The 26,828-nt window shown below is 58.0% G+C and carries 25 protein-coding genes, 1 tRNA gene and 3 pseudogenes; 19 read left to right on the top strand and 10 right to left on the bottom strand.

The features are described from left to right. The first annotated feature begins 4 nt into the window (after nt 1-4). Together IVB45_RS05140 and IVB45_RS05145 are read left to right on the top strand one after the other, a co-directional pair. On the top strand, nt 5-1,756 hold the full coding sequence (locus IVB45_RS05140; protein WP_247356773.1) for a hydantoinase B/oxoprolinase family protein: 1,752 nt from the start codon (nt 5-7) through the stop codon (nt 1,754-1,756). 260 nt (nt 1,757-2,016) lie between these two features. After that, complete coding sequence (locus IVB45_RS05145; RefSeq protein WP_247356774.1) at nt 2,017-3,063, top strand: ABC transporter substrate-binding protein; 1,047 nt, start codon at nt 2,017-2,019, stop codon at nt 3,061-3,063. A 30-nt stretch (nt 3,064-3,093) separates the two neighbouring features. On the opposite strand, the pseudogene IVB45_RS05150 reads toward IVB45_RS05145, so the two are convergent. After that, a pseudogene (locus IVB45_RS05150) lies at nt 3,094-3,330 on the bottom strand (IS3 family transposase); the annotation flags it as partial. 549 nt (nt 3,331-3,879) lie between these two features. Here IVB45_RS05150 and IVB45_RS05155 point away from each other — a divergent pair. From IVB45_RS05155 to IVB45_RS05180, 6 genes are all read left to right on the top strand, one after another. Beyond that, the gene (locus tag IVB45_RS05155; protein WP_253075472.1) at nt 3,880-4,392 is read left to right on the top strand and encodes an extracellular solute-binding protein; all 513 of its coding nucleotides are present in this window, start codon (nt 3,880-3,882) and stop codon (nt 4,390-4,392) included. Then, nucleotides 4,355-4,762 carry an extracellular solute-binding protein gene (locus IVB45_RS05160; RefSeq protein WP_247356778.1) on the top strand — a complete coding sequence of 136 codons (408 nt, stop codon included), beginning with the start codon at nt 4,355-4,357 and terminating at the stop codon, nt 4,760-4,762. Before IVB45_RS05155 ends, IVB45_RS05160 begins: the two co-directional genes overlap by 38 nt. 734 nt (nt 4,763-5,496) lie before the next feature. Beyond that, nucleotides 5,497-5,898: a transposase gene (locus IVB45_RS05165; protein WP_247356780.1), complete on the top strand. Its 402-nt coding sequence runs from the start codon at nt 5,497-5,499 to the stop codon at nt 5,896-5,898. Then, nucleotides 5,895-6,242, top strand: a complete 348-nt coding sequence (tnpB, locus tag IVB45_RS05170; RefSeq protein WP_247356782.1) for an IS66 family insertion sequence element accessory protein TnpB — start codon at nt 5,895-5,897, stop codon at nt 6,240-6,242. The genes IVB45_RS05165 and tnpB overlap by 4 nt, the downstream gene beginning before the upstream one ends. A 45-nt stretch (nt 6,243-6,287) precedes the next feature. After that, a complete protein-coding gene (locus IVB45_RS05175) occupies nt 6,288-7,937 on the top strand; it encodes an IS66 family transposase (protein ID WP_247356783.1) in 1,650 nt (549 codons plus the stop codon). A gap of 69 nt (nt 7,938-8,006) precedes the next feature. Beyond that, a complete protein-coding gene (locus IVB45_RS05180; RefSeq protein ID WP_247356784.1) occupies nt 8,007-8,810 on the top strand; it encodes a carbon-nitrogen hydrolase family protein in 804 nt (267 codons plus the stop codon). Between the two features lie 97 nt (nt 8,811-8,907). Here the strand turns inward: IVB45_RS05180 and IVB45_RS05185 are convergent. Next, a protein-coding gene (locus tag IVB45_RS05185) for an IS3 family transposase (RefSeq protein WP_247360333.1) occupies nt 8,908-10,040 on the bottom strand; the annotation gives its coding sequence in 2 pieces (ribosomal slippage) (nt 8,908-9,785 and nt 9,785-10,040; 1,134 coding nt in all). Nucleotides 10,041-10,428: 388 nt separating this feature from the next. Here IVB45_RS05185 and IVB45_RS05190 point away from each other — a divergent pair. Beyond that, the gene (locus IVB45_RS05190; protein ID WP_247356673.1) at nt 10,429-11,487 is read left to right on the top strand and encodes an amidohydrolase family protein; all 1,059 of its coding nucleotides are present in this window, start codon (nt 10,429-10,431) and stop codon (nt 11,485-11,487) included. A gap of 38 nt (nt 11,488-11,525) precedes the next feature. Here the strand turns inward: IVB45_RS05190 and IVB45_RS05195 are convergent, their stop codons facing one another. Next, complete coding sequence (locus IVB45_RS05195) at nt 11,526-11,738, bottom strand: hypothetical protein (protein WP_247356674.1); 213 nt, start codon at nt 11,736-11,738, stop codon at nt 11,526-11,528. Between the two features lie 764 nt (nt 11,739-12,502). On the opposite strand from IVB45_RS05195, the gene IVB45_RS05200 reads away from it, so the two are divergent. The 4 genes and pseudogenes from IVB45_RS05200 (at nt 12,503) to IVB45_RS05215 (ending at nt 16,653) form a co-directional block, all read left to right on the top strand. Then, the gene (locus tag IVB45_RS05200; RefSeq protein ID WP_247356675.1) at nt 12,503-12,793 is read left to right on the top strand and encodes a hypothetical protein; all 291 of its coding nucleotides are present in this window, start codon (nt 12,503-12,505) and stop codon (nt 12,791-12,793) included. Nucleotides 12,794-13,643: 850 nt separating this feature from the next. Continuing rightward, a complete protein-coding gene (locus IVB45_RS05205; RefSeq protein ID WP_247356677.1) occupies nt 13,644-14,135 on the top strand; it encodes a CHASE3 domain-containing protein in 492 nt (163 codons plus the stop codon). A 63-nt stretch (nt 14,136-14,198) separates the two neighbouring features. Beyond that, nucleotides 14,199-15,009: pseudogene (locus IVB45_RS05210) on the top strand (IS701 family transposase); the annotation flags it as partial. 87 nt (nt 15,010-15,096) lie between these two features. After that, nucleotides 15,097-16,653, top strand: a complete 1,557-nt coding sequence (locus tag IVB45_RS05215) for an ISL3 family transposase (RefSeq protein WP_247356678.1) — start codon at nt 15,097-15,099, stop codon at nt 16,651-16,653. A 136-nt stretch (nt 16,654-16,789) separates the two neighbouring features. Here the strand turns inward: IVB45_RS05215 and IVB45_RS05220 are convergent, their stop codons facing one another. From IVB45_RS05220 to IVB45_RS05230, 3 genes are read right to left on the bottom strand one after another with little or no spacing between them, the layout of a single operon-like run. Beyond that, nucleotides 16,790-17,014 (bottom strand): recombinase family protein, encoded by a 225-nt coding sequence (locus IVB45_RS05220; protein WP_247356680.1) that lies wholly within the window; start codon nt 17,012-17,014, stop codon nt 16,790-16,792. Beyond that, nucleotides 17,011-17,865, bottom strand: a complete 855-nt coding sequence (locus tag IVB45_RS05225) for a recombinase family protein (RefSeq protein ID WP_247356682.1) — start codon at nt 17,863-17,865, stop codon at nt 17,011-17,013. Before IVB45_RS05225 ends, IVB45_RS05220 begins: the two co-directional genes overlap by 4 nt. Further along, nucleotides 17,846-18,037, bottom strand: a complete 192-nt coding sequence (locus IVB45_RS05230) for a hypothetical protein (RefSeq protein WP_247356684.1) — start codon at nt 18,035-18,037, stop codon at nt 17,846-17,848. The genes IVB45_RS05225 and IVB45_RS05230 overlap by 20 nt, the downstream gene beginning before the upstream one ends. Nucleotides 18,038-18,227: 190 nt before the next feature. On the opposite strand from IVB45_RS05230, the gene IVB45_RS05235 reads away from it, so the two are divergent. From IVB45_RS05235 to IVB45_RS05250, 4 genes and pseudogenes are all read left to right on the top strand, one after another. Continuing rightward, nucleotides 18,228-18,389, top strand: coding sequence for a hypothetical protein (locus IVB45_RS05235; protein WP_247356700.1), 162 nt, complete (start codon nt 18,228-18,230; stop codon nt 18,387-18,389). Further along, nucleotides 18,350-18,547: pseudogene (locus IVB45_RS05240) on the top strand (transposase domain-containing protein); the annotation flags it as partial. The gene IVB45_RS05235 and the pseudogene IVB45_RS05240, both read left to right, overlap by 40 nt. Next, entirely contained in the window at nt 18,544-19,146 is a 603-nt protein-coding gene (locus tag IVB45_RS05245) for a plasmid pRiA4b ORF-3 family protein (protein WP_247356685.1), read from the top strand. The pseudogene IVB45_RS05240 and the gene IVB45_RS05245, both read left to right, overlap by 4 nt. A gap of 224 nt (nt 19,147-19,370) precedes the next feature. After that, the gene (locus IVB45_RS05250) at nt 19,371-19,628 is read left to right on the top strand and encodes a hypothetical protein (RefSeq protein WP_247356687.1); all 258 of its coding nucleotides are present in this window, start codon (nt 19,371-19,373) and stop codon (nt 19,626-19,628) included. A 96-nt stretch (nt 19,629-19,724) separates the two neighbouring features. Here the strand turns inward: IVB45_RS05250 and IVB45_RS05255 are convergent, their stop codons facing one another. From IVB45_RS05255 to IVB45_RS05270, 4 genes are all read right to left on the bottom strand, one after another. After that, on the bottom strand, nt 19,725-20,765 hold the full coding sequence (locus IVB45_RS05255; RefSeq protein ID WP_247356689.1) for an ABC transporter substrate-binding protein: 1,041 nt from the start codon (nt 20,763-20,765) through the stop codon (nt 19,725-19,727). Nucleotides 20,766-21,379: 614 nt separating this feature from the next. Further along, nucleotides 21,380-21,455 (bottom strand) — tRNA-Ile (locus IVB45_RS05260). 529 nt (nt 21,456-21,984) lie between these two features. Continuing rightward, nucleotides 21,985-23,691 carry an MFS transporter gene (locus IVB45_RS05265; RefSeq protein WP_247356690.1) on the bottom strand — a complete coding sequence of 569 codons (1,707 nt, stop codon included), beginning with the start codon at nt 23,689-23,691 and terminating at the stop codon, nt 21,985-21,987. Between the two features lie 115 nt (nt 23,692-23,806). Continuing rightward, nucleotides 23,807-24,919 (bottom strand): ABC transporter ATP-binding protein, encoded by a 1,113-nt coding sequence (locus tag IVB45_RS05270; protein WP_247356691.1) that lies wholly within the window; start codon nt 24,917-24,919, stop codon nt 23,807-23,809. 88 nt (nt 24,920-25,007) lie between these two features. Here IVB45_RS05270 and IVB45_RS05275 point away from each other — a divergent pair, with 88 nt between their 5' ends. Together IVB45_RS05275 and IVB45_RS05280 are read left to right on the top strand one after the other, a co-directional pair. Next, nucleotides 25,008-25,832, top strand: coding sequence for an ABC transporter permease (locus tag IVB45_RS05275; protein WP_247356692.1), 825 nt, complete (start codon nt 25,008-25,010; stop codon nt 25,830-25,832). Nucleotides 25,833-25,842: 10 nt separating this feature from the next. Beyond that, on the top strand, nt 25,843-26,676 hold the full coding sequence (locus IVB45_RS05280; RefSeq protein ID WP_247356693.1) for an ABC transporter permease: 834 nt from the start codon (nt 25,843-25,845) through the stop codon (nt 26,674-26,676). Nucleotides 26,677-26,828: the final 152 nt, after the last annotated feature.

Here is a 26,828-nt window from a genome sequence, read left to right on the forward strand (position 1 = left end):
TGCGATGATTGACGATCCCATCGGCCTTTCAATCGTCCAGAAGCAGCTTGACCACATCGCGCGGCAGATGGGATGGGTGATGATGCGGACAGCGCGGAGCACGATATTCAGCCAGTCCCATGACTTCTCCTGCTTCATTTGCGACGCCCACGGGAACATCGTGTCGCAGGCCGACGGATTGCCTATTCATACCGGTGGCGGTGGATTTGCGGTCAGAGCCGTACTTGAGAGGTTCGGCCGGGAGATTGCCGATGGGGACGTGTTTATCCTCAACGACCCCTATCTTGCTGGCGGCAATCACTTGCCTGACTATACGATTATTCGGCCCGTGTTTCTGCTGGGTGAATTGCTGGCCTTTTGTTGCAACAGAGCCCATCAATCGGATATCGGAGGAGGTGCTGCCGGCACCTACAATTCGGCAGCAACCGAGATCTTTCACGAAGGGATCAGGCTTCCGGTGCTGCAACTGATTGCTGCCGGTAAGTTGCGTCGCGACCTGTGGGAGCTGCTTCTTGCGAATACCCGGTGTCCGGATCTCTTGGATGGCGACTTGCGGGCAATGATCGGCTCAACTGAAATCGGTGCCAGACGTTTGGCCGAGGCGTTATCGCTCTTGCGGCAGGGGACAGCGCGCGACTATCTCAATGGCATTCTCGACTATGCCGAGCATCTGGTTCGTGAAGAAATCACTCGATTGCCTTGCGGTGTCTATGAAGGCGAGGATGAGAGCGACAACGACTGCTTTGGGCCTGCCGATATCCGGGTTCGCGTTCGTGTTACGGTCTCTGATAAAGATCTGCACCTCGATTTCACGGGCAGTTCGCCGCAGATCTCAGGCTTCAAGAACTCTTCGATCGCCAATACCTACTCCAGCGTCTATCTTGCGATCATTGCGTTTCTTGGTCCGCAACTGCCTAAGAACCAGGGCGCTTTCCGCGCAGTCACAGTGCACGCTCCAGAAGGGACCGTCGTGAATGCCCGGTCGCCGGCGCCGATGACGATGAACACTATATTTCCTGCAACCAACATCGTTCATGCTTGCTGGAAGGCATTGGCTTCATGCGATCCAAAGCGGGCGTGCGCCGGCTGGGGAAAATTGCTGCATTGCGTGACGTCTGGCCGCCGCTTAAGTGGAGAAACCTTCGTCCTGTACCACGGGCATGGGCTGCCATCAGCAGGTGCCGTTCGCGGTCGAGATGGCTTTCCTGGAATGGGATTGGTACCAACATTATGCGGATCACGATTGGCGAATGTGGAGACCCAGGAGCAGTTCTATCCTATCACCATCCACAAACATGAAATGCGGTGCGACGGCGAAGGTGCCGGTGAATTTCGTGGCGGTCCTGGCATGAACTATGTCGCGGACGTAGAAGTGGCCGCCGAATATTCGTTTCGGGGCGAAGGGGGGTATGGACTGACCGCCTTCGGAGTTAATGGCGGCTCCGCAGGTCAGTCCGGCTCAATGACACTTGCCGCCGCGAATGGCGAGCCGTTCGACATTCCCCAATATGGCGTACGCAACCTGCCGCCGCTCCGGATTAACATTACCTCACCCGGAGGCGGAGGATATGGCGATCCGAGGCGACGTAACCCTGATGCCGTGCTTTGCGATGTTCAAGGCGGAATCGTGAGTCCTAGAAGGGCGCGAGATGTATACGGCGTGGTCCTCACTACGGATCGGCGTAGTGTTGATGCTGACGCCACTGCCCTGCTGCGCTCAAGACGACAGACGGCATCCGAAGCTTTGAGAGCTTGAGATAACATTGCGTGAGGCAGGCCCGCTAAGGCGGCAAGATGCTCTCTGCCGCATGTTGGATAGAAGCGGTTTTTCTCTCGGAGCATACAACGTCCGCGTGCGACCATGCATCCAGCCTCGATTTCTTATGGCCTAGCTGGTGGCGGCGTGCTGCGTTTTGACGATCTCGCTCGGTGCGGCCGGACGAATTCCTTGGAATAGCCTGTCAGAGATATAATATTGTAATGAAATACAGAGAATTGTGTTGGGGGAGGCAACGTATGAACCGTCGAGATCTCTTAACGGGCGCAGCGAAGCTCGGCACTGCACTATCGCTGAGCGCGACTCCATTTATTTCGCCCCGCCGTGCGCAAGCTGCCACGACAATTTCCTTCGTGAGCTGGGGCGGGAGCTACGGTGATTTCGTGAAAGAATTCTGGATCAAGCGGTTCACGGCTGAAACGGGAATCTCAGTAGAATATATCAATGGTCCAGACTTAGCGAAGGTGAAGGCTCAGGTCGAAAGCAATAACGTTCTGTGGGATGTATTCGATACGCCTGGGACTCAGGCTTATGCGGCCGCCAAACAAGGTCTTTGGGAGGCAATCGATACCAAAATAGTCGATTCCGAGCGTTTTGTTCACAAACCGCCTCCTTTTGCCATCCCTACAGCCATCTACACGGGAGGCATAGCGTACGATCCAGCCCGAACGAAGCATGCAGCGAATGATTTTTCGCAACTTTGGGACGTTAAGAGTTTTCCTGGGCGCCGCGCACTTCATGGCGCAAACGGAACCGCTGAGACATTGACCGTTGCTTTGCTTGCGGATGGTGTTGCCCCTAACGAGCTGTACCCACTTGATGTAGACCGCGCTTTCAAAGCGTTAGAGCGGATCAAACCATACGTTAAGAAGTGGTTCGGTGAAACGGCTCAAGGGGTGAGCCTCATTCAAACGAATGAAGTTGACTATACCATCACATATGCGAACCGTGTCAGGTCTGCGAGGGAAGCGGGTATTTCGATCGATTTCTCTTTCGGTCAAAATATCAACGTGGTGCAATATTACACTGTACTCAAGGGGAGCCCGCGGAAGGAGGCTTCGATGCGCTTCCTTGATTTTATCAGTAGGCCGGCGCAGCAGGCCTTAATAGGCAACCAACTTGGTGTTGTCCCGGTAACAAAAGGCGCCGAGCAAAGCATAGATGAGCGGGCGCGGCGCTGGCTCCCCAATCTCAGCAATCCTAAAAACGTGTTCCTCAGCAATGAATACTGGGCCGATAACTTCGTCGACCTCGATAAACGTTTCAAGGAGTGGATCCTAACCTAAAGAGCGGTGCATCCACGCGATCGCCCTGCACTCGACCTTGCGTTGGGTTTGCGGGTGCAGCGAAGTCCCTCGCACATGGCTCATGCCGTTGGCCTCGATCCATTCCGCCAATTCGCCGTCGATGTAACTAGAGTCGTTGTTGCTGAGCAGCTTCGGCTTGTGCAGCAGCTCGGCGGACCCAAAGCCTGAGGATTCGACGGCCAGCTCCAGCGTGTCAGTGACGTCCTGGGCGCGCATGGCGGAGCATAACTTTCACTCGATCACGTAGTCAGAGAGCTGAGTGCCGCGTTTTCAGCAGACCGGCCGCGGCGACATGCGCAGCACCTGTTGGCATCTAATGGTGAACGCAGTCGGGCCTGCACGACGCTGTCCGTCAACCGATGCATCAGGTACATACCGTCATCTCCGACCACGATTGATCCTAAGCTGCTTACGGCCGCCAGTGCAGATCGATCTACAGCCCGCAAATTAAAAGCAAGGGACCAGGCCACTGGGGGAAGCAAGCAAATCCTGGTGCTTTTCGGACGGAAAAGACATGCGAATACACCCAACTGAATTAAAGACGTGTTCTGTACGTTACGTGCAGACTTATTGCTTGTATAGATCTTCCGCATCCAGAAAAATACCAACGGTGTTTGTGAAGTGGAGGACAGTCGTATGAACCGTCGAGATGTCTTAGCGGGCGCGGCGAAACTCGGTGCGACCCTCTCTCTGGGCGCGGCTCCCTTCGTATCATCCCGCCGGGCGCAAGCTGCTACAACAATTTCGTTCGTCAGTTGAGGCGGAAGTTACGGTGATTTCATCAAGGAGTTCTGGATCAATCCCTTCACGGCGGAAACCGGAGTCGCGGTTGAATATGTTAACGGTCCAGATCTAGCGAAAGTGAACGCCCAAATCCAAAGTAACAACATTCAGTGGGACGTATTGGATGCAGCCGGTGCTATGGCTTATGCGGGCGAGAAGGAAGGTCTTTGGGAGGCGGTCGATACGAAACTAATTGATCCCGCCCGATTTGTTCGGAAGCCGCCTTCCTTTGCTGTGCCCACGGCCGTTTACACGGGTGGCGTCGGCTATGATCCAAGCCGAAACGAGCGTCCGCCGAAGGACTTTGCCCAGCTTTGGGACATCAAAAACTTCCCTGGTCGTCGCGCACTACCTAGGATCGTCGATGAGGTGTTGGAGCTTGCTTTGCTTGCTGACGGTGTTACGCCAAGCAAGCTGTATCCGCTTGATGTAGACCGCGCCTTCAAAGCGCTCGATCGCATCAAGCCTTATGTCAAGGTCTGGTTCGATGCAACCGCTCGGGGGCTCGCTCATTCAGACGAATGAAGTCGACTACACCTTTACTTATGCGAACCGGGTCAAGGCCGCGAAGGAGGCGGGCATTTCGATCGATATCTCTTTCGATCAGACTCTTAACGTGCAGCAATACTTCTGCGTGCTCAGAGGCAGCCCGCGAAAGGAAGCTGCCATGCGCTTCCTTGAATTCGTTACCAGACCTGATCGGCAGGCCCTGTTAGCCAATAAGCTTAGGGCGACTCCGGTGGCAAAGGACGCAGAGCAAAAGGTAGACGCGGTGGCGCGGCGCTGGCTACCCGATCTCAACAATCCCAAGAACGTATTCCGGAACGATGCGTACTGGGCGGCCGATCACTATGTCGAACTCAACAAGCGTTTCAAAGAATGGATCCTAGCGTAGGGATCTCCGCTTGCGTCCGGGTGTTTTGGCGTCCGACCTTCTACGATTGCCAGTTAAAGGAGGCGGCAAGCTTACAGGCGGGCTTTAAGATGATCTCCACCGATGCCTTTGTATTGCCGGATATGCTGCGCCATCAGTTTCCTTCAATGAACGCCAATGCCTCGGTCGCGAACGTCAGCACGGATCCGCCGGCACGAACTGTGCCGGCTGTGGCAAAGCCGGACGCGAGCCAGATTGACGCTCACCAGGCTCGCTCAGCAGGACCACGTCGGGAGAAACATCGAGAATATGAATGCTCTGCCCCAATTCACAGCCAATGAATTGGAGTTCGATTGTCACGCGGATACACTGCCGTGCCGAACTTGAGGGGCACTTAAGAACCAACGAAGTCGTCAAGATCGCGACGCGTCCTCGAAGGATGCAGGATTTTCCGGCATCTCGCAGAGACGGGCCGCGATTACTCGCGCAAATCCATCGTCCGTCCAAAACCAATGTCCGAGCCACCATCACCGTAAGTGCCCGTTAGACTGCCCAAGCCCCTCGTCGACCGAGGAGACCTTAAATGTCAGAAACAGTGATCGCCACGTGTGCGTTTCCAGGGACATACGACATAAACAAGAGCCTCGAGTTGCATCTGTCCTACATCGAGGAGGCTGGTATTCCTCCGTTGAGGGCCGCCTTGTTTGACGGACGCGAACGCTGCAGGTCCTAGGGGTAATCCTAGGAGAAGCGCTATGACGATTTCGAGGGCGGAGGTGATCACATCGGTCGAGCGGCGGCGCCGGTGGTCGCAGGATGAGAAGGAACAGCTTGTTGCAGCATCGCTGGAGCCCGGAGCCAGTGTTTCCGAGGTCGCTCGCATGGCTGGCCTTCATGTAAGCCAGCTGTTCAGGTGGCGCAAAGAGCTTTGCAAGCACGGTGAAGCGAGTATAGCGCCGTTCGTTCCGGTCGAGATTGGACCGTCTGTGCCGCCGCGGGAGGTGGCCGAAGCGCCACTGACGACGACGGCGGCGCGTCGACGGAAGAGCCTGGGCATTATCGAGATAGATCTTGGTAGCGGGCACCGCATCCGGGTCGATGGCGACGTTGATGGAGACGCACTACGTCGCGTTCTCGATGCTTTGGTACGCCGATGATCCCGGTTCCGACGGGCGCACGAGTGTGGCTTGCGACAGGCTACACGGACATGCGCCGAGGCTTTCCGTCGCTGGCACTCCAGGTCCAGGAGGTGCTGCGCAAGGACCCGCTCAGCGGTCATCTGTTTGTCTTCCGCGGTCGCCGCAGCGATCTTGTGAAGGTGATCTGGCACGATGGCCAGGGAGCATGCCTGTTCACCAAAAGACTGGAGAGAGGGCGGTTCATCTGGCCTTCGGTTGCGGGCGATGCAGTGACGATCTCGCCGGCGCAGATGAGCTATCTGTTGTCCGGGATCGATTGGCGCAACCCGCAAGAAACCCAGCGTCCGACGCGGGTCGGATAGCCGTTTTGGGTTTAAATCTGCTGCTTGATCTGATTCAATAGCTTCATGATATCGGAGCCGGACAACCTTCCATCGGATCTTGTCAGTGCCCTGGCAGCGCTGCAGGCCGAGCGTGAGGCCCGGCTGCGAGCCGAGGCGATGGCTGCCAGCGCGCAAGCGGAGCTGTCGGACAACGCGGCGCTGATCGCGCATCTCGAGTTGCGGATCGAGAAGCTCAAACGCGAACTGTACGGGCAGCGCTCCGAGCGCACGGCGCGGCTGATCGAGCAGTTGGAATTGGAGCTCGAAGAACTCGTCACCACGGCGAGCGAGGATGAGCTTGCCGCGCAGGCCGCAGCGGCGAAGACGCAGAACGTGCGCCCCTTCATGCGCAAGCGGCCGATGCGCAAGCCATGGCCGGATGACATCGAACACGAGCGCGTCGTTATCGAGGCTCCGACGACCTGTGCCTGCTGCGGTGGATCGCGGCTGGCGAAGATCGGCGAGGATGTGACCAAGACGCTGGAGGAGATCCCGCGCCGGTTCAAGGTCATCGAGACCGTGCGCGAGAAGTTCACCTGCCGCGATTGCGAGAAGATCAGCCAGCCGCCGGCACCGTTCCATGCCACGCCGCGCGGCTTCATCGGTCCGCAATTGTTGGCGACGATCCTGTTCGACAAGTTTGGCATGCACATCCCGCTCAATCGCCAGAGTGCGCGCTTTAAGGCCGAGGGGATCGACCTGCCGTTGTCGACACTGGCCGACCAGGTCGGCCACGGGACCTTCGCCGTCATGCCGCTCTTCCACTTGATCGAACGCCATGTGCTTGCTGCCGAGCGCCTGCATGGCGACGACACCACCATCCGCATCCTGGCGAAGGGCAAGTGCAAGACCGGTCGGATCTGGACATATGTGCGAGATGACCGGCCCTTCGCCGGACCTGCGCCGCCGGCGGCGGTCTATTACGCCTCGAGCGACCGTCGAGGCGAGCATCCACAGAAGCATCTGGCCGCCTTCGCCGGTATCCTGCAAGCCGATTGCTACAACGGCTTCGAGCCGCTGTTCGATCCGCAGAAGAAGGTGCTGCCGATTACGCCGGCGTTTTGCTTCGCCCATGCGCGGCGGGGCTTCTTCGAGCTGGCCGACATCGAGAAGAACGCCAGGGAAGGCAGGGGCAAACCGGTCTCTCCGATCGCGTTGGAGGCGGTCAGACGCCTCGATGCGTTGTTCGAGATCGAGCGCGCCATCAACGGCCGCGGCGCCGACGAGCGGCGCGCCGTACGCCAGGAGAGAAGCAAGCCGCTGCTCGACGACATGCACACCTGGCTGCTGCGCGAGCGAGAAACCCTCTCACGCTCCTCCGAGGTCCTGAAGCCCATGAATTACATGCTCAGGCGCTGGGGCGACTTTGCCCGCTTCATCGACGATGGCAGGATCTGCCTCAGCAACAACGCCGCCGAAAGAGCGTTGCGCGGCATCGCCTTGGGAAGGCGCAATTGGACCTTCGCCGGCAGCCTGCGCGGCGCCGAACGCGCCGCCATCATGCTGACGATGATCACGACCTGTCGCCTCAACGACGTCGATCCCAAGGCTTGGCTGGCCGATATCGTCGCCCGTATCGCCGATCTTCCCGCATCGCGTCTGCACGAACTGCTGCCCTGGGAATGGAAGCTCCCGCGCCAAGCCGACGAACCCAACGATCAGCAAGCTGCCTAACCTTCACGCAGCGCCATCATAGCCGACCCGGCCCCCGCGCGCATGTGTCAATCGGGCGGCCTTCGTCGCATGCGTACGGAGGCTGCTGCGGCTGGCGCTGCTCTCGTCGTCTTCCCCGAGACGAGCCTACTGGGCTACCCGCCGATTTTGAGCTTAGTGGGCATCGAGGACGTACTCCACAATGCTCAACGCACGGCCGAAACAGTGCCGGATGGCCCGACTGTGGCACGCATGATCGCTGCAGCAAGAAAGCACAATATTCACGTGGTCTTCGGCCTCACCGAGGCGGGTAAGCAGCCGGGCATCCTCTACAATACTCTCGTGCTCGCAGGACCGCAGGGGTACATCGGATCATACCGGAAGTTCCACCTCGGACTCGCGGAGCAGCTCGTGTGGCGGTCGGGCGATCAGTGGCCGGTGTTCGATACCCCTCTTGGCAAGCTCGGCTTGTTGATATGCTATGACAAAAGATGGCCAGAAGCGTGTCGGGAACTGACCTTCTCCGGGGCTGAGCTGCTGGTCGTGGGGAACGCATGGCCCGCGCTGCCCGGCCACGGCGGAGGAGAAGACAACCTCAGGGTGGGCTGGTGCGATCTATTCGACCGGGTGCGCGCTGTAGAAAATTACCGTTGGCTCATCTCGTCGAACTTCGTCGGTGAACTTGGCGGACCAAACTTCATTGGCTTCAGCCAGATTGTCGATCCGCTCGGCTGCATCGTCGCAAGCAGTGGACTTAATCACATAGGTTTGGTCAGCGCCTCGATAGATATCCGCGCCGGCCTTTACCGCACCGCTGCAATTTTAGGGGGGCCGCGCCTCATCAGGGACCGTCTGCCGATACCTACAAAGTGCTCAACGGCTCCCTGCCCATAGTGGTGGACGGTTGATGGTTAATGGATGGCCTCAGAGCTGGTCCCGGTTGTCTGAACAGAATCTCCGCGTCGATAAGTGGAGGCTCTGCCGGGGTTAGTTAGGCCGCCATGCGGATTGGCAGCGGGTTGAAGTAGGCTTGATCCGGTGTGCCGCCGTCAAGGCTCGAGTGAGGACGTCGGCTATTGTAAAAGTCGAGGTATCGGCCGATCGAGGCGCGGGCATCGGACACGCTGTCGTAGGCCCGCAAGTAAACCTCCTCGTATTTGACGCTGCGCCACAGTCGCTCGACGAACACGTTGTCCCGCCAAGCTCCTTTACCGTCCATGCTGATGGCGATGCCGTTGGTGGCGAGCGCGCCGGTGAAGGCCGAGCCGGTGAACTGCGAGCCCTGATCCGTGTTGAAGATTTCAGGCCTGCCGTGACGCGCCAAAGCGTCCTCCAGTGTCTCGACGCAGAACGCCGCCTCCATCGTGATCGAGAGCCGCCACGACAGAACCCGGCGGGTCGCCCAGTCCAGCACGACAGCGAGATACACGAAGCCGCGCGCCATCGGGATGTAGGTGATATCCATTGCCCAGACCTGGTTCGGGCGCGTGATCTCCACGCCGCGCAGCAGATACGGATAGATCTTGTGCCCGGGCTCAGGTTTGGTGGTGCGCGGACGACGGTACAGCGCCTCTATCCCCATCCGCCGCATGAGCGTTTTGACATGCCGGCGGCCGACCTTGCACCCCTCGGCAGCCAGCAGGCCTCGCAACATTCGCGAACCGGCGAAAGGAAACTCCAGATGTAGCCGATCAAGCTGTCGCATTGTCGCGAGATCGTCGGGCGGCACTGGGCGCGGCAGATAATAGACGCTGCTACGGCTGATCTTCAAAACTTCCGCCTGCCTGGTGATCGACAGATCGTGCTCACGGTCGATCATCGCTTTGCGCTCAGCAATCCCGCCTTGGTGAGCGCTCCTTCTAAAAAATCGTTCTCCAGCGTCAGTTCTCCGATCTTGGCGTGCAGCGACTTCACGTCGATCGCAGGCACGGCGGGCGCGGCGCCGCCAGGTCCAAAAACTCCGGAAGCTCCACCCTCCAGCTGGGCTTTCCATGCCGTAATCTGATTGGGGTGAACGTCAAAGTGCTCGGCCAGTTGAGCTATCGTTCGGTCGCCCTTGACAGCGGCCAGCGCCACCTTCGCCTTGAAAGCCGGTGTGTGGTTCCGGCGTGCGCGTCTCGTCATCGTCTCTCCTGATTCGCGGGCCAATCTTGCCCGCCGTCAGGCAGAAACTCCACTTATCGCCCTGTTCAGATTTCCGGAGCCGGCTCTCTCGATCGGGAAGAGCCTATAGGGAGCCTTTCCAGCTTTATGTGCTGACGTCTTCGGCGGCGGCACGGCTGTTATGATGTTTGCGGTGCGATCGATGTCGGCGTCTTAGCGGCGCGGGATCTTAGTTCGTCCCGATCGTGGAGCGCGTTCGCCGATAGAAGTGGGCGGCTTTCAAGCGTTTCGGCTGCTGTCGGAGTTCGGCGAGAGAGCCGCCGGCTCCTGATTGAAGTGCTTGCGGAGCGCTGCCACTCTGATTAAAAAATCATACTCAGGGGTTTTTCGATATCAGCAAGCACTCCCAATGATTGCCGGCGCCGCCTACATCTCGAAGAGCGGGCTCTACGCCGATCCGCGCGAAGATTGGCTTGCCCAACACCGTGAGCAAGTCATTGATCCTGCTCGTCCGATCGTCGATCCGCATCATCACTTGTGGGACTGCGACGGCCAGCGCTATCTAATCGAAGAGATGTCCGTTGACATCGGCACCGGCCATAACATTGTCGCTACCATCTATGTCGATTCACGGTCGATGTATCGCGCGGTGGGACCAGAATCTTTACGTCCTATCGGCGAGGTTGAGTTCGCCAACGGCGTTGCCGCCATGAGCGCGAGTGGCGGCTATGGCAAGGCGCAAATCTGCGCCGGCATTGTCAGCCACGTGAATCTATTGCTTGGCGAAGCAGCAAAGCCGGTGCTGGAAGCCGAGATTGCCGCCGGCGGCAGCCGCTTTCGAGGCATCCGTCATTCCTCGGCGTGGGATTCCGATGCCGGCATTGCCGGCATATATACGACGCGGCCCAGGGGGCTACTGCTGGATGCCACCTTCCGCAAAGGCTTTGCATGCCTGGCGCCGCTCGATCTTAGCTTCGATGCCTGGCTGTTTCATCCGCAGATCGGCGAGCTCGTCGATCTCGCTCGCGCCTTTCCTGATACGAAAATCGTGCTCGATCATTGCGGTGGCCCACTTGGGCTCGGCCGATTTGCGGGCCGGCGCGAGGAGACTTTTAGTGTGTGGAAAGCGTCGATCACGGACATCGCAAAATGCCCGAACGTCGTGGTCAAGCTCGGCGGCCTCGCAATGCGGCTATTGAGCTATGATTTTCACGAACGGCCGCAGCCGCCTTCGTCCGAGGAGCTGGCCGCCGCTTGGCGACCGTACATTGAAACCTGCATCGAGGCGTTCGGCGCTGGGCGCGCAATGTTCGAGAGCAACTTTCCACCCGATAAGGGCCAGTGCAGCTATCAGGTGATCTTCAACGCCTTCAAGCGGATCACGGAGTCCTGTTCAGAAGACGAAAAGAGCGCGTTGTTTGCGAAAACGGCTGTGGATTTCTATCGCCTTGACCTCGCACCGAGCTGAGTGAATCAAAAACGATTCCCAATCAGCTGTCGCATGACTCAAACTCTCTGCCGTGGCTGGAGGCCGGCAGCGATGCGGTCGAAGTATTCGAACTCCACGCCGTCCCGGCCGAAATCGCTCTTCAGGGCAGAGATGCTTGCGCCCGCCTGGCTGGCGGAGGCATAGATGTGGCTCCAGTCGCTCCAGTCGCAGTCGGTCGCGTGGACTGCGACATCCAACACCATCACCATCTCGGAAATCAAATCGAACACGCTTGAGGAGAAAGTCACCGAGCGTGGACCGGCAGCGGCGAGGAACTTGCCTTGCTCATCAAGAAGTCTTTACGCGACGGCCTCGAAGCAGCAACTATGGAAGTCGCCCGCCTCAACGATCGTAGCGGTCCTGGCTCTTTGGGCCAATCTGTGACGTAGGCCAGGCATTGGGACACGCTTAGCTTGGCGGCCTTACATTTGAGACCTGCATCGAGGCCTTCGGTGCGAGGCGCGTAAGATTTCCACCGCCTTGATCTCGGGAAACGTTAGAGCATTCGCCCTGCTCAGCAAATCGAGGGCGAATCCCAGATCAGCTGCCATGCGCCAGCCATTGTAGTACGTGAAGCCAGCCCGATCAGAATCCGATGGATCGGCCGGGGTCCGACGAAATAGCGCTGGCGTTCGGCGAGGCAGTTCCCCGATAATGCTCACGGCAGTGCCAAATCCGCGGATGCACGTAGAAATTCGGCGACTTGAAGCCGACCTGCCGTGTGCGATGTTCGTCGCGCCGTTCGAGGATCCCGCCATTGGGCTGCCGTTATCGAGCAGTTGAAGGCGAAGACGCATTGCCATAGGCCGAACTTACAGAAATGCGAGGCTTTGGCTCCGGACGTGCTCGGTTGGATCCAGTACGGGATTAAGGTGTCCTCTGTACGGTCCGAACAGAATTATTCCTTCATCAGAAGATCGAGTTGACCTAATGAACCGTGGCGCCTGCAAGCTGTCTTCGATTTGACCGGTTGCGTGGCCAATGCCGATCGACGTTGGAACTAATCCCGGAAGCCGCGGCCCTGATCAAATGGAACACTTTTCGCATGCCGTACTACTCTTTTGACCTTGTGATTGGCGCGGAGTACAGGGACCAAGGCGGTCTTATCCTTGAAAATCTTGAGCTTGCTTCCGAGCGGGCGCAGCAGCTCGCGACCGAACTCTCTGCCGTATATCCAGGCCTGAAGGCCAAGGGCTGCGCGGTTCGCGTCATTAACGTCGACAACACCGAACTCTATCGCACGCCGCTTGATCCGGCGCCGCCATCAAGGAGGCATCAGTACTAAACTCCATCAACACTGGCTTCACTCGAAAGCTGGCGGCTCCACGAGTCGTGATTCCCATTTTGCGTAGTCGCCGATGGAACCTCGCGTGATGGGCCTATCCTCGCGAAGCGCTGATTGTTATTCGGCCTGCAATATTGCCGCCTGAGTCGGGTGGCTACGGATAGGAGACGGCACTTTTACATGCGCGCCGAACGATCGCCGCGCCGCCGCATCTCTGGAGTTGAGACGCCACAAGCGCATGGCTGCCAAGTTGACCGACAGGCTCGCTAGCGCCAAAACACACGTCGGAACGAAATCGCCTAAAGCGTGTTTTCTAAGCCCTGTTTGCAGGGCCCGGGATGTTGCTCGCATTCGCCGTAGTACTATAGCGTTTCGGTGTGAGAGCTCTCGTGTCGACAAACTCCGACATTCGTACGCTGCGGATCGACAATTATCTTTCTTGCACACCGCATGCGGGACGAAACCGCTTTGGCACTGACGTACCGCCTCAACCTCACAGTTACAACAAGCTGCAATAATGACAAGGAGTCCTCGCATTCTGCAGGTCTTACTCGAGATGCCGTATCACATCTTTCAAACGGTCCATCTCTCCTGCCTCAGGAAGAACAACAGATTGGCGAAGATCGAAGACAAGTGGCAGCCGATCACAGCGATCTGTACGTAACGTACTGTTCAGGTTGAGGATTTCGAAAACAATTGAAGGTAGTTTTTCCGTCGTCCATTCCGATTCGAACGATAATACGAGTTCAAGGTCTACGTCGCGTCATCGTCGCAACCTACCTCACCAACGATTCAGTGAACGCTGTCGCGTTTGCTTCGCACGATACCATTCTCACGTTTGGAGTCCTTGATGACGCTCGTCAAGCGCTTGATTCTTGCTTTCACCGCCGTAGTCGCCGTCGGATTGATCGCTACCGTTGTAACCAGCCTCTCGCTTGGTTCGTTTAGTGGCAACGATCAGAACGTAACGGAATCGCATGCAGCCGTTATAGCTGTGTACGAAACACAAATGGCTCTGTCGCGGCAAAACACGTTACTTGTAACCTACATTACAACCGCGGAGCGAAAATATCGCGACGAATTTGACCGACAGGCGATCGGTTTCGATCATGCCCTCGATCCGGCTCTCATCCTCGTCGGGGGGCACGCGGAAACAAGGCAAAACATAGAGCAGCTGAATGGCTTGATGAAGCAATGGCTGGAAAGCGCCGGAAAGAGCATGCGTTTCATGTCAGAGCTCGTTGAGACGCGGAATCTGAGGGCGAAGATCACTGAGCAAGCCGGGCGCGCCGTTGCCGCACTGAATGAGTCGATAGCCGAGCACTACTTTGGCAGAGTTTAAGCTGCGCGGGATTCCCAAATCAGTTTTTTTGTGACTCATGGGTTGTTTGTGGAGGGGCCGACCATGGGAGGCGGGAGATCGGATTGGCGGAAGGAGCTTGGACGCTTTCTGGAGCCGTTTTTGGATCGATTGGGTCACAAGGCTCGGCGGCAGATGTGCCCAGCCTATGTGGCGGGACTGATTGGCTCCGGCGATCGCAACAGCATCCAGCCCATGGCAGCGCGCGACGGACAGGTCGGCTACGACCAGCTGCATCACTTCATAGCAAGTGGTGTATGGGATGCGGCCCCGCTGGAGAACGTCCTGCTTGCCGAGGCCGACAAGATGGTTGGCAGTGATGACGCCTGGCTGATCATCGACGATACGGCGCTGCCGAAGAAGGGGGAGCGCTCGGTCGGCGTGGCGCCGCAATACGCTTCAGCCCTTGGCAAGACAGCCAACTGTCAGTCTCTGGTCTCGGTGACGCTGGCCTCGCGCGAAGTGCCGGTGATGGTCGGGCTGCGGCTATTTCTACCCGAGACCTGGACGAACGATCCCGAGCGCTTGAGGCGAGCCCACGTGCCGAAGGATCGGCAGATCGCTCTAACAAAGCCGGAGATCGCGATCGAAGAAATCGATCGTGTCATTGCCTCCGGCGTGCGTTTCGGCTGTGTGCTTGCCGATTCAGGATACGGATCAAGTGGGCCTTTCCGCCAGGCTTTGAGCGAGCGCGGGCTGCTGTGGGCAGTGGGACTGTCGCGACGCCAGAACGTCTACCCCGCGGACGTTGCCCTTATCTTCCCCATCGCAAAAAACTGGAAAGCGCCGCAAATACCACATTCCTGACCGGCCTCCGGTTTCCGCCGAGGCAACGTTGAACGGAGAGAAATGGCGAATGTCATTCGGCCTGCAATATTGGGTCTGACTCATTTCCGATGAAGTTTGCCGGGCGACTGTGGTTCTCAAACGGAGAATCAGCGCCATGCGGACGGGCTTTCAAATCTCATCGCTAGTACCGAGTGGTTTGGTGTTTGATGGTGTAAGTGACTCAATGGATTCGGTTATTCTGGCTGTTCGGTCAGAGGCTGCGGAGGCCCAATGCCCTTTGTGCGCGACAGCGTCGCGCCGAATCCATAGCCGATACATCCGGCACGTGGCTGATTTGCCGTCAGCGGGCAGAAGGGTGCGCCTCCGATTGCTCACGCGGCGCTTCACATGTGAGGTGCCGCATTGCCGCCGGCGGATCTTCGCGGAGCGGTTTGGAGAAGACATCGTCCCGCTTCGACGGCGCCGGACGGCACGGTTGGAATACATCGTCCATCACTTGGGGTTGGCGCTCGGCGGCCGGCCGGCGGCAAGCTTCGCCAAGCGGCTCATGCTGCCCGTCAGCAACGATACCTTGCTGCGGGTGGTCCGCCGGCGGACGGCGATGCCGACAGATCCATTGCTTGTTGTGGGCATCGATGACTGGGCGTTCCGGAGAAATCATCGATACGGGACGATCGTGTGCGATTTGGAGCGCCGGCGGATCGTTACCCTGCTGCCCGACCGGGAAACGGCGACCGTTCGGGCGTGGCTATCGAAGCACCCAGCGATCAACATTGTGTCGCGAGATCGCGGTGGTGGATACGGCGAGGCAGCAGCCAAGGCGCTGCCGAACGCCATCCAAGTCGCCGACCGCTGGCATCTGATGGAAAATGCGAGCGCGGCCTTCCTTGATGCGGTGCGCCGCTCCATGAACAGAATCCGAACCGCAATTGGAGCGACGACGATCAACCCGGAATTGCTGACCTGTGCGGAAAAGCTGCGCTATCAGGGCTATTTGCGGCGGCAGGACAGCCATGCCGTAATTACGGCTCTCGTCAGCGACGGTGTGTCGCTCAAGGAGATCGTCCGCCGCACAGGACATAGTCGCAATCTGGTTCGCCAAATTAGCCGCGGCGGCGGTACGGATATGTTCCGCACCCGTCAAAGCACCCTGGACGGGCATCTGCCGTTCCTGGACGCGCAGTGGTCAGGCGGCTGTCGCAACGGTGCCGAGCTCTGGCGCCGCTTGAAGGGACAAGGCTTCAAGGGATCGCTGCGCGTCGTGGCGGAATGGGCGACGCGACGGCGACGTGCCGAGACCATCAGCCATCAACAATTGCAGAAGGTCCCCGCCGCCAGGACGATAGCGCAGCTGATGACGACGAAGCGCGACCACCTAACCAAAGCCGAGACCGTCACGCTTGCGGTCATCGAACAAAACGTTCCTATGCTGGCCGATGCCCAAGCTCTCGTTGGCCGCTTCCACGCGATGATCCGAAAGAAGGCCGAGATGGAGCTCGAACCTTGGATTGATGACTCCAAGCGGAGCCTCATTGCCTCGTTCGCGAATGGCATTGCCAACGATAAGGGCGCGGTGCACGCGGCTATCACGCAACCATGGTCCAATGGCCAAGTGGAAGCTCAGATCACCAAGCTCAAGCTGGTCAAACGGCAAATGTACGGGCGCGCTAAGCTCGATCTCCTTCAGGCTAGGCTGATTGGCGCGCCATAAAAACAATCACGATCATCGAATATGCGTCAGAGCCAAATTTGAACGCCGATTGACACCGTAGGACATCCAGACCGTCGTGATCGGCGATATCGACATCGGGGGCTTTCTATGGCGCCCTTCTCAAGCTGATCGCGGCTTACGCGCCGATCAAGGGCAGTGTGTTGCCGCCTTTGCCGGTATAAGCGACATGCAATCGGCGGCCGCAGCGAGCGCAACGGAACAGACCAGGCAGCAGAGCTTCGCCGCGCCGGATAGCCCCGCGGCCCAAATAGCTCTTTCCGTTGGCATTGTCGGCGATCAGACGCTGATTCCGTTCGAACTCCTCCGAGGAAATATATGCCTCGTGATGGTCGCGGATCAAACTTCCCAGTCTTTCCAGTTCCGACGGATACTGTCGCGCACGACTCGCTTTCTGCCACCTTCGATCAAAACGCGCGTGCCGCGCCGGCCGAAGACGAATGCGCCGGCATAAACCGGATTGGTCAGCACGTGGTGCAGTGTGTAATAGACCGGCGCTTTCCACTCGGTTGTTTGCTTGCCATGGCCGTGAACGACCGCCGGAAAGACGACTTGCTCCTCCCGGAACCAAAGCAACACCTGCCGAATCGACTGCAGTTCGGCGAATTTGCGAAACACCAGGGCGATGCTATCCTGAACGCGCCGATCCGGGTCCTTCTCGATCCGGCCATCTTCGGCCTTGACGTAGCCGACTGCCACGGTCAGTAGGAGCTCTCCACGGCGTGCCTTCTGCTTAAGCGCCTCGAGGGAACGCTGCCGGAATACCGAAAGCTCCATCTCGCTCATCGTGCCCTTCATGCCAAGCAGGAGGCGATCGTTGATCGAGCGAGGATCATAAATGCCGTCTTCATCGACAATCAGTGTTCCGACTAACCCGCAGAACTCAAGCAAAGTATGCCAGTCGCGGCCATTGCGCGCGAGCCGCGACGCCTCCAGCGAAACAACGGCGCCCACCCGACCCTCGCAAATTGCTGCCAAAAGCTTCTCGAAGCCGGGTCGAGCCGTGCCGGCGCCAGATCGGCCGAGATCATCATCGACGATTTGAACATCGCTCCAGCCCAATCGGCGAGCCCGGTCGGCGAGGGCATATTGGCGCCGCTGGCTCTCCAGGTTGTTCGCGGCTTGGTAGGATGTCGACTGGCGGATGTAGACGATGGCGTCGCGGCAAAGGTGCTCAGCGCTGATCTTGCTCATCGCGCACCTCCGCGAGGCTTTGGACCGGCTGCCCGGCCGTTGGCGTGATTATCGCTTCGACGAGCCGACACCGCAACAGCGCTATTGCCTTCAGCCTCTCCTCGTCCGACAGTTCGGCTGGTGGTACGGCGATGGCGAACAAATCCGGTTGCGTCCGCAGCGGGATCTTCATTGGCATCTCCTCCTTCGGGGGTGGAATCCCCCACAGAAGAGGCTACGAGATGATCGAGCATGGCACGAATCTCGAGGAGGGCCTTAAGCGGAATCCGGGGTGTGGCAACAATCGCAATCGAACCGGCTTGTGGGGTGACCATCCAGTCTGGAACGTAGAGCGTTCCGTCATGCGGCTGCCGGATTAAAAAGTGGCGAATGCCGTTATGTTCCTGCTCACCGACTACAAGAACGGTTTGACCAACGAGCGGGTGGAATGGATAGGCTACAACAACATCGAACGCCAGATTCCCGGCATTATGGCGCTGCTTCCGACGAGGGCGCCGAGAATTGGGCAGTTCTGGCTTCGTTAATCGAGACCTGTAAGCTCAATGGCGTCAGTGCCGAGCACTGGCTCGTTGACGTTCTCGCGAAGCTCGTCAATGGTTAGCCTGCGGCGCGACTGGACGAACTGCTCCCTTGGGCGTCGTTCTACACGATGCATGCACACGATCCGAGGCTGGCGGCATGAGCCTGAACACGACCGCGGTCCGGGTCAAGGTAATCCTCAAGGAAGTAAAACCAGAGGTGATGCGTCGCCTTGTCGTACCCGTCACGCTGCGCCTTGATCGGCTGCATCTGACGCTTCAGGCGGCGTTTGGTTGGTCAACCAGCCACCTCTTCGAGTTCTTCGCTGGTGAAGACCGTTGGGGGATTCCTGATCCCCACAACGACTACGGCCATCAGCCCATGGATGCCAGCAAAGTACGGCTCTGCGATGTCGTTCGCGAGATCGGCGCCAAGACGATCCACTATCTCTATGACTTCGGCGACAGCTGGGATCACGTGATCAAGCTCGAAAAGTTGTTCGACAACACCACGACGGAGGGCATGCCCTTCCTGCTCGAGGCCGCCGGTCGTTGTCCTCCGGAAGACGTCGGCGGTGCGCCAGGCTATGCCGAATACCTCGACGCCATCAGCGACCCTGCTCATCCGGAGCACGAACATATGCGCCGCTGGGGCCCTGAGCAGTTTGATCCCAACCTCGTCGACCGGAAGGCGCTCGAGGCCGCCGTCACCGCTTTGTCGGAAATATGGAAGCCGCGCCGGCGCACCACGCGTTCAAAATAGACGTCAAGCACCAATCAAATGGGCCTCAGAGCTACGCTTACGTCCGATCAAGACGGCGCGCGATCTGATCGGCAGTCGCCGTCAATAAGCTGAGTGCGCATCTGGAGTTCGTGTTCGCGAATATCTCGCGCGGAACGGCCTCAGCGCGAGTGAGGCCAAGCAGGTCACGCTGGTAGCGGTCCCACCTGTGACCGGCGAGCGGGCTCCGTCAGGGGCAGGTCGAGGTGAGCACGCTCAGTGGCATCTTGCGCGACGAGGCGCTGGAGCGGGGTGGAATCCACTCGCTCTTCAACGACACCAATCTGTTCGGCCAGTTCACCGGTGGTTCCTATGTTCTGCGGGAGAGGTTCATCAAGGACGATCCGAATGCATCCCGCATGCTTGTTGAGGGCGTCTCGCGCACGATCGCGTGGGCGCAGACGATACCGGCCGAGGAGGTGAGGGCGGTTCGACCGGATCATCGCGGATCGCAAGCGCTATGAGGATGGCCTCGCGATCAAATATTGGAAGAGCGCCGGCGCGCGAACGGCAAGACCATCGTCTTCATCACACATGGCATCGACGAGGCCGCGATATAGTTACGTCAGGATCCACTCCTTAAATCGCTTATCGAGCTCAACGAAATGATCGGCCCAGTACTCATCGTTTATCAACACGTTCTTGGGATTGTTGGGATCGGGAAGCCAGCGTCGCGCCTGCTGGTTCAGCTGTTGCTCGGCACCTTTTGTAACCGGGATGGCGCCAAGTTTATTGCCAATTAATACCTGCTGCTCTGGCCTGGTGACGAATTCGAGGAACAGCATCGCGGCCTCCTTCCGGGGGCTGCCCCTGACCACAGTGAAGTATTGTGTCTCGCTGAAACATTGGCCGAACGAGAAATCGATTGACACGCCTGATTCCTTCGCAGCCCTAACTCGGTTTGCAAAGGTAATGGTGTAGTCGACTTCATTTGTCTGAATGAGCTTTACCCCCTCAGCGGTTGCAGCGAACCACTTCTTAGTGTGCGGCTTGATCCTATCCAGCGCGGTGAAAGCGCGCTTTACGTCAAGCGGATACAGCTCGCCCGGCGCAACACCATCAGCAAGCAACGCTGGCTCCAACGTCTGCTCGGCGAGACTGCGAAGGGCGCGACGCCCAGGGAAGTTCGTGATGTCCCAAAACTGCCCAAAGTCACTTGCGGGATACTTCGTTCGGCTTGGGTCATAGGCGATACCACCCGTGTAAATAGCCGTGGGCACAGCAAAAGGAGGCCGCTTCCGGACAAACCGGGCGGGATCTATCAATTTGGGATCGACCGACTCCCAAAGCCCTTCCTTTGCGCCTGCATAAGCTGCAGGTCCGCCCGCATCGAATACATCCCACAGAACGTTGTTACTTGTGACTTGGGCCTTCACCTTAGCCAAGTCCGGACCATCGACGTATTCTACAGAAATTCCGGTTTCTGCCGTGAAGGGCTTGATCCAGAATTCCTTCACAAAATCACCGTAGCTCCCGCCCCAGCTCACGAACGAAATCGTTGTAGCAGCTTGAGCTCGGTGGGGTGCTGCGAAGGGAGCGGCGCCTATCGTAAGGGCCGAACCGGCCTTCACAGCACCGGACAAAACATTGCGACGGTTCATAACGATTACCCTCGGGTCATGAGTAACGCGGCGTGCTACTTGGCATACAACTCGTCTCTCACCGACGAGCTCCTAAGCGTCATCGTTTCTCGTCGCGGGAACTCTGTCAAAGGATGATTCTGCACGTAACGTACAGAGCGTGTAGTCGTTTCTCTTTCTGATGCTTCACTCCCGCGAACACTCGTCGCATCCGCTTTTGCCACGCGTTCGCGTTCGATTCGTCTTCTAGAGATTCCATCTCGTGGTGCTTCAGTCAGGTGCCGGTCGCAAGCCGCGCCTTGCCTAATACGATACCTTACCCTCGGACGAGCGTGCCGCATTTCTGCCGCTGCGAGGAAATGTACGGGCGCGGAAATTTCGGAGCAGTCAACGTTTCGGTCGCTGCTGAACGACTGTTGAAGAAAACAGACCTGCTCACGTTCTTTCGTGCTCCAAAGTCGGCAAGGAGCCGGTGGGGAGATTCGTCAGCTATGTCAGCGGATCTGAAATCGGCTCGTTCTCAAACCGAACTCGAATCGTTCTCAAAATGTCCCATAAGAAGAAGAATTAAGAAGGAGTGCGTGTGTGTGGTGACCACCACTACCCACCAGCAGAGCAGCAGCAGCAGCAGTAGTTGGTGGGCCCGCCTGGATTCGAACCAGGAACCAGACCGTTATGAGCGGCCGGCTCTAACCATTGAGCTACAGGCCCCGCAGCGGGCGCCCCCTGAGAGAGGCCGGCAACGGTGCGCGGTTCGGGCCGGCATTTCGGCAACGCCAAGTTGGGCCGATTGAGCCACGCCTTAGCTCATCTCCACTGAAAAGAACGAGCTAACCGCGCAGGTGAATTTCTTGCGTCGCTCCAGCAAGGGTTTATCCGACTTGTTTCTCCGCTTTTAGGCGTGCTGGATATCTTCGGTTGCCATTCGAGAAACTTTGCGGCCAAATCGGCATTGGTTTCTGCAGAATCCTTGGCGCTTCGATTGCGAAAACGAATGCATGATCGGTCCTACAATCGCTGATGCCGATCCGCAACTTCAAACTATCGTCCTCCTCGTGGAAGCGAATTTCATAACAACAGCCTCTCTGCGCAGCAAGTCGTGACCATGATTCCTCTTCCCGTGAGATTGACGTTGCCCGTGCCATTGCGGGCGGTAAGTGCTTCAGTTGCCACTCTAAGGGCCTCGGCGTAGCGAAGCTGACTTGAACGAGGTGGACTATTGAATTGCGCGGCTATAGAGCTAGCATCGATGCGACGACGAAGTCGTGCCTTGCGCCATACTTGTGATCACCGGCAGAACGTCGTCGGTTGCACGATGGGGTGTATCGTCCCTCCAGCGCACGGAACCAAACGGTCGCTCGAGCATGCGGCGCACTCGCACCGGGACCGGGCCGACGTGAAAGGACATGGCCTGCCGTTCCATCGCCCGCTCCGAATGGGTCCAGCGATTGCGCTGACGAAGATAATCGAGCCAAGTCGGGCAGTGATAGCGCTCGGTCCACAATTCCGGTTCGGCGATGTCACGCGCGATTGACCAACCGTAAGCGCCATTGCGTTGGCGCGACAACTGCACGTCCTGCATCACGTTGTGAAACGCTCGGGCGTTCTCCTGAGGGACGCGGTATTCGATCTCGACCACAAGCGGGCCGCTGCGTCCCGTAAGCGCAAGCCGCACCTCGGGATCTGCCAGCACTTCAGCTTCCTCCTCACGCGCGCTGATTCGCGGCATACGCAGCCATAGGGCCAAGAGCGGCGAAGCAAGCATGAGGACAGTCGAGACCAGCAAGGCAGCTTCGACGCCGACAGCATCAGTCAGCCGTCCCCAGCCCCAGCTGCCCACGGCAATCCCGCCTGATGACACTGCTTGGTAGGCAGCAAGCGCGCGTCCGCCCACCCAACGCGGCGCTGACAGCTGCACACCGATGCTAAACAATGCCCAAGCAATCGTCCATGCGACTCCCGCCAACAATAGCGCGGCTGCTGTTAACAGCGGCTGCCGACTTAGCGCCACCGCCGCAATCGCTAAGCCCATCGATAGTGCGCAGGCGCGGATCGCGGCTTCGCCGCTCATACGCTTGCGTACCTCAGTCACATTGAGTGCGCCGATCACTGCGCCCAAACCAAAGGCGCTGAGCATGATGCCATAGGTTTGCGCGTCACCATGCAGGAGATCGCGCGCCACAAGCGGCATCAGTGCAATAATCGCCCCGCCGATTAGACCGATCACCATGGCGCGGATTAGTACAACCTTGATTGCCGGCGAATTGGCGATGTAGCGCACGCCAGAAGCGACGGCGCGGCTTAGCCGTTCAGCCGGCAAGCGCGGAGGCGCCGCGACGCGCTTCCACATGTACAACGCGACAAACAGCGGCAGATAAAGGAGAGCGTTGAGCGCAAACGCGGCTACGGGGCCCGCGCTCGCCACCAGCACGCCTCCAATGGCCGGGCCCACGCTGCGTGCGATGTTGTAGTTGCTCCCGTTGAGAGCGACTGCCGCAGGCAACGCTTCTGACGGCACCTGCTCGCCTATCGAGGATGACGAGGCAGGTCCCATTATCGCCATGCCGCTGCCGAGTATAAAGCAAAGTGACAGCAACAGCTTCGGGGTGACTAGGCCGAACCAGGTGGCCGCCGTCAGCGCGCTTGCGCCAGCAAGCGCGATGGTAAGCGAGACAAGAGCCACGATCCGCCGGTCGTACATGTCGGCAATTGCGCCGGCTGGTACCGAGATGAGCATTACCGGCAACCATAGCGCGGTCTGCACCAGTGCGACCATGTCAGCCGACGATGTCATCTCAGTCATTGCCCAAGCCGCGCCGACGCCCTGAATGAGGATGCCTAGATTAGAAAAAAGGCTTCCAAGCCAGATGCGCCGGAAGGTGGCATAACGCAGCGGCGCGGCGATCCCATCGGCGCTGAAGGCCCGCGGCTTGGGCGCGTCGGTCATCAGCTCCTCCCTTGCCTGCTATGGCTTGGATCAGAGGGCGTTTCCACGCCGGCCGGATTTGCGCCATTTGCGTGTGAAGGCTTCATGGAAACCACTGATGCCCTGAAGCTCCGAATCAGAGCAGCGAAATCGCGTCGCCCGGTAACCAGTCAACCCAGACTTGGTCATTGGATTCGAGTACCGGTATGCCGGAGCCGCTGTTCTGCAGAACGGTTATCCGTTGATCTCCCGCCAATACGGTATATCGAATTGCGTGTCCTACGAATGCACGATTTTCAATGACGCCTCGCAGCCCGAAATCACCGGGCTCTGTGAAGCGGGTCAGCCGGACGAATTCTGGTCTAACCATCAGTTTCATCTGATTGCCGGGGCCGGGATTGCTCTGCAATGCGCAGCCCATCATCGATCCGTCATTCGTCCGGACGCGGGCGACACCATCGGAAGCGTGATCTATAGTTCCCCGTATCAGATTAGCGTCGCCTAGGAAATCTGCAACGAACTCATTTGTCGGCCGAAAGTAAAGGTCGTTTGGCGTGCCGACTTGCTCGATTCGAGCATGGTTCATGACGCAAATCCGATCAGACAGAACGAGAGCCTCTTCCTGATCATGGGTGACATAAAGAATCGTAACACCGAGTTCCTGATGTATTTTCCTGATCTCGAATTGCAACTGATGTCTTAGCTTCTTATCAAGAGCTCCGAGAGGCTCATCCATCAGGATAAGTTTTGGCTTATAAACGAGGCAGCGAGCGATCGAGACCCGCTGTTGTTGGCCGCCAGATAGCTCTTTCGGCTTGCGTTGCGCGAAATCCTTCAGCCGAACCAAATCCAGAATGGCCATTACATCGCGCTCAATTTCGTGCTTAGCGCGCTTGCGGATGCGGAGAGGAAAGGCGACGTTCTCAAAAACAGTCATATGGGGCAGAAGGGCATAGTTCTGGAAAACCATGCCGATGTTCCGTTCGCGTGGAGGGATGTTCGTGACATCGCGTCCATCAATCAGCACGGCGCCACTCGTCGGCACTATCATCCCCGAAACAACGTTGAGCAGGGTCGTCTTCCCGGATCCGCTTGGGCCTAGCAGAGTCAAGAACTCCCCTGGTGCAATCGATAGATTGACACGATCGAGTGCAACCACCGAGCCATAGCTCTTCCTGAGATCCTGAAACTGTAGTGCGGCCTGCAATGGCGTGTCCCTCGTATGTTCGGCTGGCTTGGTTCCATGCATTCTTGGAAATCTCCTCCAAAAGGAGCTGGAATTTAGCATCAAAGTTCTCTATATTGCAATCCGATATGACGAATTGTATGAAGAGACAATGGCTATCCAGATGAATCGACGGGAATTAGCGCAGTTTCTTGGCCCGGTGACGGCTGTAATGGCATTCGGCCTGATCATTCCGCTTGCATTCATTGTCTATAGTAGCCTTGGCGGCGGGCATCTATCGCTGAAGGCTTACATTGACTTATTCAATAGCCGCCTTTTCGCGCGCGTCGCACTGACCACTGTCGAGATTTCGCTGTCAGCGACTGCAGTGAGCCTTTTACTTGGCTATCCCATTGCCCTGCACCTCTCTCGACTTTCGGACTTGTGGCGTCCGATCTTCCTCATCTTTGTATTGCTGCCCTTTTGGACCAGCATTTTGGTCAAGAGCTTCTCTCTTATTGTGGTCCTGGGGGAGCAAGGGCTCGTCAACAGCACGCTGGCTGCGATCGGGTTGCCGCGCCTACCAATGGTGTTCAATCGAATCGGGGTTCTTATCGGGCTAAGCAGCTGGCTCATTCCCTTTGTCGTGTTCCCTTTGCTTTCCAACTTGATTGCGCAAAGCGCAGATCTGCGAAAGACGGCGGCGGTAATGGGAGCGTCGGATCTCCGCATCTTCTGGCAGATCACCTTTCCGCTGAGCACCCCAGGTCTCCTTGCTGGAGGCATTATGTGTTTCGTTATTTCGCTTGGCTCATTCGTTACTCCAGCCTTGCTCGGCGGACGACAGGATATGATGGTCGCGAACCTGATCGATTTCTACACACGCGAATCGCTGAATTGGGCAACAGCATCAGCGATTGCCGTACTTCTCTTCGCGGTAAGCGGGGCCCTGTTGCTCTTGCTTGGTAAGCTGCGAGGCAACAGCGCTTTAGTTTGAGGAGATCAGCTTGACTTCTATTGCATCGCAGCAGGCCTTCATTAAGGCTCCAAGGCAGACCTTTACCAAGGGGCGGATTGTGGTTGGGCTGGCCACCATCCTTTACATCTACTTGCTCTTCCCAAGTTTGATCATAGTGCCGATATCGTTTGGCAATCGGGTCGAGCTTGTCTTTCCGCCGACCTACTATTCTCTTGACTTGTATCGCGCCTACTTCGGGTCGACGGCTTGGCTGACAGTCACATATCGGAGTGCCACTTATGCTTTGCTCGCATCGGCACTCGCGATGGCGGTTGGTGTGCCGGGTGCCTACGCGCTCGCGCGCGCGAATTTTCCGGGCAAGCGGTTGCTTGTCCTGTTAATCCTAAGCCCAATGTTGGTCCCAATCGTCGTGATCTCGCTCGGACTTTATATGTACTATCTACGAATTTCCCTAACTGGAACGGTTACGGGGTTGGTTCTTGCGCACGCAATGTATGTCACGCCTTTCGTAATCCTGACAATTTCTGCCGGTATCGAGAATCTTGATGAAAGGCTGGAAAAGGTAGCAATCATCATGGGGGCAACTCAGTGGCGCGTGTTTCGCCAAGTCGTCTTGCCGCAGCTCGTTCCTTCGCTCATTTCAGCGGGCTTGTTCGCCTTCTTGATGTCATTCGATGAAGTTGTGATCGCTTGGTTCGTCACCGGTCCGAGCACCTTGACGCTGCCGGTTAAGATGTACTCCAGCATCAAGTGGGAAATTGAACCGGTTTTGGCGGCGATCGCGACAATCCTGACCGTTCTTGCGATTGTCATTTGTCTTGCCACGGCTGTGGTGACGCGCGGACGGGCTAGGGCAAGATAAAGTCGACATGGATTGCGTGCCGGTTGGGTCACGCAACCGGTTGCATGCTCTTCGCGCAACTCCAGCACGGTTCTCAATGCGGATTGCTTCCGATTGCGAGCCTAGATGGCGGGCGGGTAGGCGTGCATAAGGTGAACAAGATGGCGGCGGAC

It is taken from the genome of Bradyrhizobium sp. 4 (assembly GCF_023100905.1).
In the GTDB taxonomy this organism is placed as follows: domain Bacteria; phylum Pseudomonadota; class Alphaproteobacteria; order Rhizobiales; family Xanthobacteraceae; genus Bradyrhizobium.

Coding starts and splice junctions, on each gene's coding strand:
- IVB45_RS05140 (WP_247356773.1), top strand. CDS start 5: ATGATTGACGATCCCATCGGCCTTTCAATCGTCCAGAAGCAGCTTGAC.
- IVB45_RS05145 (WP_247356774.1), top strand. CDS start 2,017: ATGAACCGTCGAGATCTCTTAACGGGCGCAGCGAAGCTCGGCACTGCA.
- IVB45_RS05160 (WP_247356778.1), top strand. CDS start 4,355: ATGCAACCGCTCGGGGGCTCGCTCATTCAGACGAATGAAGTCGACTAC.
- IVB45_RS05165 (WP_247356780.1), top strand. CDS start 5,497: ATGACGATTTCGAGGGCGGAGGTGATCACATCGGTCGAGCGGCGGCGC.
- tnpB (WP_247356782.1), top strand. CDS start 5,895: ATGATCCCGGTTCCGACGGGCGCACGAGTGTGGCTTGCGACAGGCTAC.
- IVB45_RS05175 (WP_247356783.1), top strand. CDS start 6,288: ATGATATCGGAGCCGGACAACCTTCCATCGGATCTTGTCAGTGCCCTG.
- IVB45_RS05180 (WP_247356784.1), top strand. CDS start 8,007: ATGCGTACGGAGGCTGCTGCGGCTGGCGCTGCTCTCGTCGTCTTCCCC.
- IVB45_RS05190 (WP_247356673.1), top strand. CDS start 10,429: ATGATTGCCGGCGCCGCCTACATCTCGAAGAGCGGGCTCTACGCCGAT.
- IVB45_RS05205 (WP_247356677.1), top strand. CDS start 13,644: ATGACGCTCGTCAAGCGCTTGATTCTTGCTTTCACCGCCGTAGTCGCC.
- IVB45_RS05215 (WP_247356678.1), top strand. CDS start 15,097: ATGCGGACGGGCTTTCAAATCTCATCGCTAGTACCGAGTGGTTTGGTG.
- IVB45_RS05225 (WP_247356682.1), bottom strand. CDS start 17,865: ATGAGCAAGATCAGCGCTGAGCACCTTTGCCGCGACGCCATCGTCTAC.
- IVB45_RS05230 (WP_247356684.1), bottom strand. CDS start 18,037: ATGAAGATCCCGCTGCGGACGCAACCGGATTTGTTCGCCATCGCCGTA.
- IVB45_RS05245 (WP_247356685.1), top strand. CDS start 18,544: ATGAGCCTGAACACGACCGCGGTCCGGGTCAAGGTAATCCTCAAGGAA.
- IVB45_RS05255 (WP_247356689.1), bottom strand. CDS start 20,765: ATGAACCGTCGCAATGTTTTGTCCGGTGCTGTGAAGGCCGGTTCGGCC.
- IVB45_RS05265 (WP_247356690.1), bottom strand. CDS start 23,691: ATGACCGACGCGCCCAAGCCGCGGGCCTTCAGCGCCGATGGGATCGCC.
- IVB45_RS05270 (WP_247356691.1), bottom strand. CDS start 24,919: ATGCATGGAACCAAGCCAGCCGAACATACGAGGGACACGCCATTGCAG.
- IVB45_RS05275 (WP_247356692.1), top strand. CDS start 25,008: ATGGCTATCCAGATGAATCGACGGGAATTAGCGCAGTTTCTTGGCCCG.